Consider the following 10,853-nt stretch of genomic DNA (forward strand, 5'->3'; position numbering starts at 1 on the left):
CTCGTTAACGGAGATAAAAGGTGGATTCATCCAGTTCAAAGACTCGTTAACGGAGATAAAAGGTGGATGAACCGAGTTTTCTAACTCCTGCCCAATGTCCAATTCCCCCTTACTTTCTACCAGGGAACCACGCCATCCTCATCAAAAAACCCTCCGCTAGAACCATCATCAGGTAGAGTGGCAAGTCTCACTGCTGCGATCGCTCCCTGCTCAACGGTGCGGTATCCTTGGTTTTGATTAATGTCTGTTGCTGTGAAACCTGGGTCAGCAGCATTGATTTTAATCGCGGTATCTTTAAGTTCAGCAGCCAACAGAACTGTGATCGCATTAACTGCTGTCTTTGATGAGTTATAGGCAAGAGGCTTAGAATTAGCGAACTCATAATTTGGGTCAGAGTTTTGAGTAATGGAACCTAAACCACTTGATATATTCACTATTCGCCCTGCTGTTGACTTCTTCAAAAGTGGCAGCATCGTTTTTGTCACTGCAAACACTCCAAATACATTGGTTTCATAAGTGTGTCGCAGTGTTTCAATATCAACTTGACTGGGTGAAAGGCGATCGCCATCACTTAGTATCCCAGCATTATTCACAAGGATGTCTAGTTTTCTAAATTCGCTCTCAATTTGTTTAGCCGCAGAATCGATTGTTTTTTGGTCGGTGACATCAAGTTGAACTGATCGAGCATCAATCTGATTTGAACGAAGTTTATTCGCCGCTTCTTCACCACGTTTTATATCTCTTGCAGCAACAAGAACAGTAGCGCCTCTAGAACCTAGTTGGCGTGCAATCTCATACCCGATACCTTTGTTTGCACCAGTGATCAGCGCAACTTTGCCTTTTAAATCTTCTGACATATTACTTCTCTATTTTGATAAACACTGATAACTGTTACTATCTTCGAGCAAGTCTAGTACACTGTACCGGAAGACAAGGGACTTGAGCCACTTGTTAATTGATAGGACTTACGCAAAATTATGAAAAAACGTAGACACGAAGTGGCTTCCTGTTCGCGTAGCGTCTCCGAAGGAGAAGGGTACCGCATAGGACGCGAAGGGTACGAAGAATTTGAGAGAGTTTTTGCGTAAGTCCTAATTGAGATAGTAGCTGAATTTATGCCATGCTGTACTAATGTATAAGTAGTGTGTATCAACATAACATTTAGGATTTAGTAATCCTACATAAGTAATGATTTGCTGTCGTGTTTTTTCCAGTAGTCATTCACACTTCAGATAGCGGTTGAGAAAATATTTGCAACCTAAACTAGCAATTGACTCAAAAATCCTTGGAGATATATAGATATGCAAACCAAACAGCTCGGTAATTCGGAGCTTCACATTACCCCAATCGGCTTTGGAGCCTGGGCGATCGGTGGAGGTGGATGGGCTTTTGGTTGGGGAGCGCAGGATGATCAAGAATCAATTGAAGCAATCAATCGCGCTCTCGACCTCGGCGTTAATTGGATTGACACCGCAGCTATCTATGGTCTGGGACATTCGGAGGAAGTTGTTGCTAAGGCGCTCAAGGGCCGATCTAATCGCCCTTACATTTTCACTAAATGTTCAATGATCTGGGATGAAAAGGGCGAAATTGGTCGTAGTCTGAAGGCTGATTCAGTGCGGCGGGAAGTTGAAGCTAGTTTGCGCCGACTCGATATTGAAACCATTGACCTCTACCAGATCCACTGGCCTAACCCAGAATCAGAATTTGAAGAAGGCTGGACGACTCTCTCCAAGCTCAAGGATGAGGGTAAGGTTCGTTACATCGGGGTTTCAAATTTCAATGTAGAACAGTTAAAACGTATCCAAAAGATTGCACCAGTTACTTCATTGCAACCGCCTTATTCACTGGTTAAGCCCGATGTCGAAAAGGAGATTCTACCTTTTTGTAAAGAAAACAACATAGGTGTGATTGTTTATTCACCTATGCAATCTGGGTTGCTTACAGGAAAGATGACACCTGAGCGGGTTGCTAGTTTTCCAGATGATGATTGGCGCAAGAATAATAGTGAATTTCAGGAGCCACGTCTATCTCGTAACCTGAAGTTGGTGGAGTTATTGCAGCATATTGGTCAACAACACGATCGCTCCCCCGGTGAGGTAGCGATCGCTTGGACTTTAAACAATCCAGCACTGACAGGGGCGATCGTTGGCGCACGCAATCCCAAGCAGGTGGAAGGAATTATCGCTGCTGGGGAATTTCGCCTCAATCAGCAGGAGCTAGATCAGATTGGCGCATTCCTTGGCGAGAATCCATAAAAGAGGTTTTGCGTAAACTTTGAATAGTAGCGATCGCATGTTTCGCCACAATATCAATTTCCTCTTGGGTATTAAACCGTCCAATCCCAAACCGCACTGAGGCATAAGCTAGCTGTTGGGGGTTTCCCAGTGCTGTCAGAACATGGGAGGGTGCAGTACTTGCCGATGAGCAAGCAGAACCAGAAGAAATCGCCATTACTGGCTGCAATCCTAGCAAAAGTGCGGCTCCATCCACCCCCTCAACGCTGATATTCAAGTTTCCCGCTAATCGCTCTTGAGGGTGTCCGTTGAGATGAATTCCTTCAAGTTGGGAAAGCTGTTTCCACAAGCTTTGCCTTAACTGGGTGAGGCGTTGGGTTTCTGTTGCTTGTTCTATCAAAGCGATTTCTACAGCTTTCCCAAAGCCGACAATTTGCGGTGTATACAATGTCCCAGACCGCATCCCCCGTTCATGTCCGCCGCCGTGCTGCTGGGGAGCTAGTTGCACTCTGGGGTCACGCCTGCGGACGTACAGCGCCCCAATGCCTTTTGGGCCATATACTTTGTGTGCGGTTAGCGACATCAAGTCAATTTTCATCGCTTGCACATCCAAGGGAATTTTACCAATAGCTTGGGCTGCATCGGTGTGGAAAATGATGTTGTGTTCATGGCACATTTCCCCAATTTCTGCCAATGGCTGCAACACACCAATTTCATTATTTGCAGCCATTACCGACACCAAAATAGTCTCAGGACGGAAAGCTTTTTTTAACTCAGTTAAATCAATCAATCCATCTTGTTTAACGGGGAGAATAGTAATCTCAAAACCGAGAGTTTTTAAATAATTACAAGGGTCAATAACTGCACTATGTTCAGTGGCAACAGTAATAATATGCTGACCTTTTTTAAAATAAGCTTCGGCAACACCTTTAATAGCTAAATTATTCGCTTCTGTTGCACCACTGGTAAAAACAATTTCTTCAGAAGTGGCTTTGATTGCTGCTGCTAAAATCTCTCGCGTTTGCTTAACAGCAGCTTCTGCTTCCCAACCATAAACATGACCGATACTTGCTGGGTTGCCAAATTTTTCTGTGAAGTAGGGGAGCATTGCTGCTAGTACCCTTTCATCTACGGGTGTAGTAGCGTGACAATCAAGGTATATAGGACGAATAGACATATTATTAACTCAAAATTTGACTCAATTTTTTTAATACACTAAGAACTTGATACAGTTCACTTTGTCGTTTCAAAAGTGTAAATTGGTCAGAGATAGCATACTTGATCTGATTTTCTTTGGTAAGTTTCAGGAAAATAAAATCACTACCATTTGTTACTAATCCAAAAGTAGGTTTGTCTTGATTAGGATTAGCCAACATATAAACAAGTGCTTGAGGTACGGCTTCTAAAATAGAAAAGCTAGACCTTTTAGATTCAATTACTAACAACCAGAATTGTTCTTGAATAACTAAAACATCAATTCTACCTCTAATGATTTCTCCTTCATCTTCTGCAGAAATTTCTATTGATTCCTCGCCTCTCATATAAAAAGGCTCATCATAAAATCCAGCTAAATTGAGTAAAGGAGATAAAACTACTAATTTCACCGTTTCTTCTGACAAAAGAGGACGTTTGACTAAACAGAGGAAATGAAGTTTTATTCTGTCTAAATCTTGCTTTTCTAAATCTGTAATTTCCGGTAAAGTATCGAACCACTTTGTAAAAAAATCTTCACTTTCAGTTTGTTGCAGACCAAATCTTGCTTCTAAATCAGCATGGCTGATATTATGAGCTTGGATGACTTGAACCATATTAGTTTTAACTGGCGAGAAGTTTGATTTCTTACTTCAATGATAGCATTGACAGTTTCCAGATAAATTTAAGGACTAGAGTAGCATTTTTGTATTAATCGTCCCTCCATTTACTTTTTTATGGAAAAATACTTCCTAGTTGATTTCTTGAGTACTTGAAAGTAAGCTCCAAATATTGTTAATGACAATAATATATAAACAAATGCATAATAAGCATTAGTGTAAAACAAGATTATAAACGGAATGAAAGTAGTTGCAATTGCAAAAACTATTATGAAAGCAGCGAAGGTAGTCCGATAACTTTCTATTAGTTTAGTTTCTTTTTCAAGATTAAAATTAAAAACATTGGAATAATCTGCTTCGTTTAGCTCTTTCCTAATTTCTTCCTCATAGCCCTGGAGATTATCTGCGAAGAAAATAATGAAAGATTGCTTAATTAGGTTCCAGAATCCAATGATTGCAACAACTAGTAATAAACTCAAAAAACCTAAAAATAGAATTCCACTTTGATCAATCTTTGGGTTTGCTAAGACGATTGCATCTACAATTGGTTTCCAAAGGGCTATAGTTGCACCAATTACTCCCATTAACTTCAAATCTTCAAAGGCACTTTTGATATATTCTTCAGCTTTCTCACTTAATCGAACATACTCTTTATAGAGATACTCTAACCTTGAATTAGAATCCATACGAACCCCCTAGACGATGTGAACTCAATTCTATGAATTCAAATACTTAATCGCAAGGTTATAGCAAAAAAAACACGTAGCAGCAACTACTCTTTCATATAGCTGCTAATTCCCGTAATTTAGTTAAAACTGCCAGAGCATGACCTTTGGTTTTCACATTCGGCCAAGCATAGACAATAATTTTATCAGGTGAAATTAGAAAGGTTGACCGAGCAACACCCATATATTCTTTGCCCATAAATTTTTTTAAGCGCCAAGCGCCGTAGGCTTCTGTCAAAATATGTTCTGGGTCACTTAAGAGGGTGATTGACAAGTTATGTTTGCTGATAAATTTACAATGGGACTTACCCAAATCTGGACTCACGCCTAAGATTTTTGCTCCCAGTTCGCTGAAGTCTAGATACAACTCGGTGAAATCTTTCGCTTCGGTGGTACAACCGGGTGTATCATCTTTGGGGTAGAAGTAGAGGACAACCCACTGACTGCTGAGGTCGTCGAGAGTAACTGAATTGCCATTTTGGTCAGGAGTAGAAAAATCTGGCGCTGGTTGTCCGACTTGGGGAATGTTGCTCATGATAGGGGTGTGAGAGATTGCGTAAGCGTAGCTCGTCGTAGACATCGCTTTAGAATTGTACATAGATTGAGCGATCATTCTTATTCACAAATGTCACGAATTTATCAACATAATTCTGATTTACTTAAAGTTCGGACTGTTTTCTTGCTTCTAAATTAATGCATTCCCAAACCTTGAGTGATGTCTGAGTTGGGCTATGCCTACACACTGATTCATCTTTGCTTACCATGAAAAAAGTTCTCTCATAAGGTTGAGAGCGATCGCTTATATTTATCCGCAATAATAAATTAACCTACAGGTTTTTCGTTTATTTATTCTCACCCTTCAAAGTTCACATGACTAAAGATATGCAACGCGAATTTACCAACCGCGATGAGTTGGTAGCCTACCTGCGCGAACAATTCCCAGATGCGGCACAACGCGATGACCACATCAGTGAAACCGTGGGAGGACGCAAAGCTGCACAGAAAGCGCTGGAAAAAATTGATGCAGTAAGCTACGCGCAAACACGAAATTTTTTCACAGGTGCGGTGACGCGACTTTCGCCTTACATCCGCTATGGCGTTTTGAGTTTGCGAGAAATTCGAGATTATGTCCTTGACCGGGTACAGCACCAAAACGAAGCTACTAAACTAATTAACGAGTTAGGCTGGCGCGACTACTGGCAACGATTGTATATCAAGTTAGGCGATGGAATCTGGAAAGACCAGGAAGAGTACAAAACTGGTTACACTGTGGATGAATATGCACCCGAATTGCCGCAAGATATCAGACAAGGAACCACAGGTAGGGTTTGCATCGACAGTTTTAGCCATGACTTGAAAGAAACTGGCTATCTACATAACCACGCACGAATGTGGCTAGCGGCTTACATTGTCCATTGGCGGCGTATTCGTTGGCAAGCAGGAGCCAAATGGTTTCTCGAACACCTTTTAGATGGAGATCCTGCTAGTAATAATATGTCATGGCAGTGGGTTACCAGCACCTTTAGTCAGAAACCGTATTTTTTCAATCGTGAGAACTTAGAACGTTACACCAAAGGCATTTATTGCCAGAAATGTCCGCTTTATGGTCATTGTGATTTTGAAGGCAGCTATGAAGAATTAGAACAGCGACTTTTTCCCAAAGGGGAATTTAGCAAACAAGCCAATAGCCAAAGTTGGCAGCGTGGAAAGAAAGGTAAAAAGTAAGGTAAAAGACTAAAAAAGATGAATAAACCAATTGTTTGGATACATGGAGATTGCCTCAGTCCATACAACCCTGTACTACAAAAATATCCCGATGTGCCAGCTATCTGGGTTTGGGACGAGGCTTTGATAAAGGAATGGCAACTAAGTCTCAAACGCATCGCTTTTATCTACGAATGTTTGCTAGAGTTACCCGTTGTTATCCGTCGTGGCGATGTGGCACAAGAAATTTTAGCTTTTGCTCAAGAACATGATGCAAATTTAGTCGTCACAGCTAACAGTCCGAGTCCCCGGTTTGATGATATCTGCAATCAAATGCAGCCTTCCATAGTAGTGGAAGTGCTAGAGGTGGAACCATTTTTTGACTATGACGGCTATATTGACCTGAAGCGGTTCTCGCGCTATTGGAAAGTGGCTCAAAATTATGTTTTTGAATAGCCCAATTGTAAAATTGGAATATCTGGCGATCGCTTCTTCTATCAAAGTTTGATAGTTTGGTATTTACAGACGCAAGCTTCAACTGATGAAGCAATACGCTTGGGTTAAAGCTTGATCCTCCCTAACCCCCCTTTTTAAGGCTTGTCATTACCCACATTTTTGTAACAGTCAAAACATTTTGCCTACCCAGATTCCGCCCAGAACTTAAGTTCAAAGGCTCAACTTCCGAGTTCAAAGGCTCAACTTCCGAGTTCAAAGGCTCAACTTCCGAGTTCTAAGCTAGTAATGAATACAAGACTCACCTTGACAGCGTTAGTGAACTACGGCTAACTCTGTCAACGTGGATAGCTTGATTCAAAATTTGCATGAAGCATTAAATTTTCTGACTACCTTCTCGTGCTAAATTACTAAAGCTTGGAGTTGGGAAACTCCGGTGAAATTCCGGGACTGTGCCGCAGCTGTGATGGGATCACCCAAGTCAGAATGCCAACTCTCAAGATGTCCTCAAGACACACTCACCGTCTACTCCCTGCGTTGCACGGGGAAGGAGTTCCAAGTTTGCTTTCTGAATTTGCCACTTGTCCTGGCTTGTTTTATGCTACACCTGCCGCCGATGGTATATTATCTCGCATTAGAATACCAGGTGGAATTATTAGTAGTCAGCAGTGCCGTGCGATCGCAGATATAGCAGAACAGCACGGTGGCGGTTATGTAGATGTGACCAATCGAGCGAATCTACAAGTCCGCGAAATCCGCACGGGGATAAATGCTGAGGTTCTGAAACATCTACAGGATATGGGACTAGGTTCTCGTAATCCTGTTGTAGACCACATCCGTAATATTATGACCAGCCCAACTGCTGGTATCGACCCCCTAGAATTAATCGATACCCGCCCTTTTGTCCAAGGTTGGGATGATTATATTGCTGGACATCCGGTGCTTTCGGGACTTTCAGCAAAATTTAGCGTTTGCTTTGATGGTGGTGGGATAATTCGGGTGTGCGATCGCTTGAATGATATCCTATTTGCTGCTGTCTTAGTTGACGGTAATGTTTATTTCCGCCTCTATCTCAGTGTCGGCGCAAAGGGGCAACCGCCCAGCGATATGGGAATTTTGTTATCACCAGAGAAATGTTTGCCTATCTTGGCAGCTTTGGCAGAGGTCTATCTAGTTCATAGTAATACTACAAGTAAGCGTCGGCTACGGCTATTAGAGTTATTGAATACTTTAGGTTGTGAAAATTATCTCCAGGAAGTTGAACAGTGTTTACCTTTTTCTCTTTTGTGCAGTGACCTAACCCCCCAACCCCTTTCCCTCGTAGGGAAGGGGGAGAATTTCTCCCCTCTCCTTGCAGGAGAGCGGTTGGGGGAGCGGTCAAATGCTAAGTATCAGCATATTGGCAGCCATCCCCAACGTCAGAAAGGCTTATTTTATATTGGTGTCGTCTTGCCACTTGGGCGATTGCAGAATACCCAGATGCGGGGTTTAGCGGATTTAGCAACAAAATATGGCAGTGGAACGCTCAGGTTAACTCCTTGGCAAAATCTGCTGTTAACAGATATTCCTCAGCAATGGGTTGCTGATGTCCAGCGAGAAATTGCTTTCTTAGGATTGGATTCCTCAGCAACCAACATCAAGAGTGCATTAGTTGCCTGTTCTGGAAAAAAAGGTTGTGCCGCTTCTGCCACGGACACCAAAAGTCATGCATTAGCATTAGCAAAGTATCTTGAAACTCATCTCACTTTGGATTGCCCAGTTAATATCCACTTTAGCGGCTGCGAAAAATCCTGCGCCCAGCATAGCAAGAGTGATATTACTCTGCTTGGTGTCAGCATTGAGGGTGACAATGGAACTGTGGAAGGCTATCACGTTTATGTTGGTGACAGCAAGCACAAATTCGGACGTGAACTATATCAAAATGTAACTTTTGCCGAACTACCGACATTAATAGAGCGGATGCTATATGTATATAAAAATCAATGCCTAAATTCTGATGAGTCTTTTGGGACATTTGCTAATCGATATGCGATCGCCCAATTACAGCAGTTATTTAATATTATTCCTAAATCATTCCTGAACAACAAGATTCCCAACTTTTTAGAGAAGTCGGCAATCTAAGCCTTTCGATTTTCATTCCAAAATCTAAAATCCCAAATCGAATGCCCGATTACATCCGAGATGCCAACGAAATTTACCGCAATTCTTTTGCAATCATCCGGTCAGAAGCGAACCTAGATGTGCTACCACCAGATGTAGCAAAAGTTGCTGTGCGTCTCATTCATGCCTGTGGAATGACGGATATTGTCACTGACTTGGCATATTCACCAACAGCAGTACAATCTGCAAGGGCAGCACTAGCAGCAGGAGCGCCAATTCTGTGCGATTGCCGGATGGTTGCCGATGGCGTTACCAGGCGACGGTTGTCTGCAAACAATCAAGTTATTTGTACCCTTAATGAGCCGGAAGTGCCAGAAATTGCCCAGCGTCTGGGTACTACAAGGTCGGCGGCAGCTTTAGAATTATGGCGATCGCACCTCGAAGGATCGGTGATTGCAATTGGCAATGCGCCCACAGCACTATTCCGGCTATTAGAAATGCTTGATGAAGGAGCTACTAAACCTGCTATTATCTTAGGCTTTCCAGTTGGGTTTGTCGGTGCAGCCGAATCGAAAGCCGCATTGGCAGCAGACAGCAGGAATGTACCATTTTTAACCTTACATGGTCGGCGCGGTGGGAGTGCGATCGCAGCCGCAGCAGTTAACGCCCTGGCAACGGAGGAAGAATGAATATAGAAATCAAAGGTCGTCTCTATGGAATTGGTGTTGGCCCAGGCGATCCGGAACTATTGACTTTGAAAGCACTGCGGTTATTACGTGCGGCTCCTGTGGTAGCCTATCAATCAGCTACAGATAAAGAAAGTATTGCTAGAGCGATCGTGGCGCAGTATCTTCCTGGGAATCAAATCGAGGTGTTATTTCACCTCCCCCGCGCTTTGGAACCAGAAAAGGCAAAGTCTATTTATGACAAGGAAATTGAACCAATCGCCGACCATTTAGCAGCAGGTCGAGATGTCGTAGTACTGTGCGAAGGTGATCCATTTTTCTATGGTTCGTTCATGTACCTGTTCACACGGTTATGTGACCAGTATGAAACAGAAGTTGTCCCTGGAGTTTCTTCCCTGATGGCTTGTCCGGTAGCCTTAGGTGTACCTTTCACCTACTACACTGATATCCTCACAGTCTTACCCGCGCCATTGCCAGCAGAAGAACTGACTACACATCTGCTGATGACCGACGCAGCAGCAATTATGAAGCTAGGTCGTCACTTTACCAAAGTACGAGATATCCTGCACAAGTTAGGGCTAGCGTCACGGGCAAGATATATTGAGCGGGCATCAACATCACAGCAACGCATCATACCCCTGGATGAGGTTGATCCAGCCGAAGTACCCTATTTCTCAATGATTGTGATTCCAACTAAGAATCGACTATAAACCTATGACATCCTCAAGCCATGAAATTGGTGTAATGATTGGGCTATTTCAATGAAAGTTAGACTTACAAGAGAAGGCAGGAGGCAGACAGCGCAAGGTAATTGAATGACCAGCAGGGACATCACTTCGTTAGTGGCATGAACAAAGTCAAATGCTTTTGCCATACCCACGTAGGGTACCGACTGATACAGGATCTCTTTGATTTCAACCGACGTTACTCCGACATTGAGCGCAGCGGCCACCATAACTCTGTATTCGCTTACTGCCTGACTGCCGATGATAGACGCCAGAATCAGGATGACTCTTGTCTTTGTATCCAGCTTGCTGAGAGCAATTACTTCGTCGAAAGCGAAGTTGTCAAAGACTTCGATCAGGGAACTCCAAAAAATAAATTATCCAATTTCTGGACTTCACTAGGACTTTTCCT

At 42.9% G+C, this 10,853-nt stretch carries 12 protein-coding genes and 1 riboswitch; of the genes, 6 read left to right on the forward strand and 6 right to left on the reverse strand.

The window, feature by feature from the left end:
- Nucleotides 1-116: 116 nt before the first annotated feature.
- Nucleotides 117-857 carry an SDR family oxidoreductase gene (locus ACFE90_RS30730; RefSeq protein WP_375506129.1) on the reverse strand — a complete coding sequence of 247 codons (741 nt, stop codon included), beginning with the start codon at nucleotides 855-857 and terminating at the stop codon, nucleotides 117-119.
- Nucleotides 858-1,301: 444 nt separating this feature from the next.
- Between ACFE90_RS30730 and ACFE90_RS30735 the strand changes: the two genes are divergently transcribed.
- Entirely contained in the window at nucleotides 1,302-2,258 is a 957-nt protein-coding gene (locus tag ACFE90_RS30735) for an aldo/keto reductase (RefSeq protein WP_375506130.1), read from the forward strand.
- Here the strand turns inward: ACFE90_RS30735 and ACFE90_RS30740 are convergent.
- From ACFE90_RS30740 to bcp, 4 genes are all read right to left on the reverse strand, one after another.
- Entirely contained in the window at nucleotides 2,206-3,414 is a 1,209-nt protein-coding gene (locus ACFE90_RS30740; protein ID WP_375506131.1) for a cysteine desulfurase family protein, read from the reverse strand. The two genes, ACFE90_RS30735 and ACFE90_RS30740, sit on opposite strands and share 53 nt — an antisense overlap.
- A 4-nt stretch (nucleotides 3,415-3,418) precedes the next feature.
- Nucleotides 3,419-4,045 carry a restriction endonuclease subunit R gene (locus ACFE90_RS30745; protein ID WP_375506132.1) on the reverse strand — a complete coding sequence of 209 codons (627 nt, stop codon included), beginning with the start codon at nucleotides 4,043-4,045 and terminating at the stop codon, nucleotides 3,419-3,421.
- Between the two features lie 110 nt (nucleotides 4,046-4,155).
- Nucleotides 4,156-4,734: a hypothetical protein gene (locus tag ACFE90_RS30750; protein ID WP_375506133.1), complete on the reverse strand. Its 579-nt coding sequence runs from the start codon at nucleotides 4,732-4,734 to the stop codon at nucleotides 4,156-4,158.
- A 94-nt stretch (nucleotides 4,735-4,828) separates the two neighbouring features.
- Nucleotides 4,829-5,308, reverse strand: a complete 480-nt coding sequence (gene bcp, locus ACFE90_RS30755; protein WP_375506138.1) for a thioredoxin-dependent thiol peroxidase — start codon at nucleotides 5,306-5,308, stop codon at nucleotides 4,829-4,831.
- 335 nt (nucleotides 5,309-5,643) lie between these two features.
- Between bcp and ACFE90_RS30760 the strand changes: the two genes are divergently transcribed.
- The 5 genes from ACFE90_RS30760 (at nucleotide 5,644) to ACFE90_RS30780 (ending at nucleotide 10,426) form a co-directional block, all read left to right on the forward strand.
- Entirely contained in the window at nucleotides 5,644-6,498 is an 855-nt protein-coding gene (locus ACFE90_RS30760; protein WP_375506134.1) for an FAD-binding domain-containing protein, read from the forward strand.
- A gap of 18 nt (nucleotides 6,499-6,516) precedes the next feature.
- Nucleotides 6,517-6,933, forward strand: a complete 417-nt coding sequence (locus ACFE90_RS30765; protein ID WP_375506135.1) for a hypothetical protein — start codon at nucleotides 6,517-6,519, stop codon at nucleotides 6,931-6,933.
- 381 nt (nucleotides 6,934-7,314) lie between these two features.
- A riboswitch (cobalamin riboswitch) is annotated at nucleotides 7,315-7,439 on the forward strand.
- Nucleotides 7,417-9,051: a precorrin-3B synthase gene (cobG, locus tag ACFE90_RS30770; RefSeq protein WP_375506136.1), complete on the forward strand. Its 1,635-nt coding sequence runs from the start codon at nucleotides 7,417-7,419 to the stop codon at nucleotides 9,049-9,051. Its footprint overlaps the riboswitch before it by 23 nt.
- A 41-nt stretch (nucleotides 9,052-9,092) precedes the next feature.
- Nucleotides 9,093-9,719: a precorrin-8X methylmutase gene (locus tag ACFE90_RS30775; RefSeq protein ID WP_375506137.1), complete on the forward strand. Its 627-nt coding sequence runs from the start codon at nucleotides 9,093-9,095 to the stop codon at nucleotides 9,717-9,719.
- Nucleotides 9,720-9,721: 2 nt separating this feature from the next.
- Nucleotides 9,722-10,426 carry a precorrin-2 C(20)-methyltransferase gene (locus ACFE90_RS30780; protein WP_375506139.1) on the forward strand — a complete coding sequence of 235 codons (705 nt, stop codon included), beginning with the start codon at nucleotides 9,722-9,724 and terminating at the stop codon, nucleotides 10,424-10,426.
- Between the two features lie 2 nt (nucleotides 10,427-10,428).
- Here the strand turns inward: ACFE90_RS30780 and ACFE90_RS30785 are convergent, their stop codons facing one another.
- A complete protein-coding gene (locus ACFE90_RS30785) occupies nucleotides 10,429-10,815 on the reverse strand; it encodes a carboxymuconolactone decarboxylase family protein (RefSeq protein ID WP_375506140.1) in 387 nt (128 codons plus the stop codon).
- Between the last annotated feature and the right edge of the window lie 38 nt (nucleotides 10,816-10,853).

This window comes from uncultured Nostoc sp., from assembly GCF_964245445.1.
Lineage (GTDB): Bacteria > Cyanobacteriota > Cyanobacteriia > Cyanobacteriales > Nostocaceae > Nostoc.

Bases quoted from the DNA above. Each gene is read 5' to 3' on its own strand.
- ACFE90_RS30730 (WP_375506129.1), bottom strand. From the start codon at position 857: ATGTCAGAAGATTTAAAAGGCAAAGTTGCGCTGATCACTGGTGCAAAC.
- ACFE90_RS30735 (WP_375506130.1), top strand. From the start codon at position 1,302: ATGCAAACCAAACAGCTCGGTAATTCGGAGCTTCACATTACCCCAATC.
- ACFE90_RS30740 (WP_375506131.1), bottom strand. From the start codon at position 3,414: ATGTCTATTCGTCCTATATACCTTGATTGTCACGCTACTACACCCGTA.
- ACFE90_RS30745 (WP_375506132.1), bottom strand. From the start codon at position 4,045: ATGGTTCAAGTCATCCAAGCTCATAATATCAGCCATGCTGATTTAGAA.
- ACFE90_RS30750 (WP_375506133.1), bottom strand. From the start codon at position 4,734: ATGGATTCTAATTCAAGGTTAGAGTATCTCTATAAAGAGTATGTTCGA.
- bcp (WP_375506138.1), bottom strand. From the start codon at position 5,308: ATGAGCAACATTCCCCAAGTCGGACAACCAGCGCCAGATTTTTCTACT.
- ACFE90_RS30760 (WP_375506134.1), top strand. From the start codon at position 5,644: ATGACTAAAGATATGCAACGCGAATTTACCAACCGCGATGAGTTGGTA.
- ACFE90_RS30765 (WP_375506135.1), top strand. From the start codon at position 6,517: ATGAATAAACCAATTGTTTGGATACATGGAGATTGCCTCAGTCCATAC.
- cobG (WP_375506136.1), top strand. From the start codon at position 7,417: ATGCCAACTCTCAAGATGTCCTCAAGACACACTCACCGTCTACTCCCT.
- ACFE90_RS30775 (WP_375506137.1), top strand. From the start codon at position 9,093: ATGCCCGATTACATCCGAGATGCCAACGAAATTTACCGCAATTCTTTT.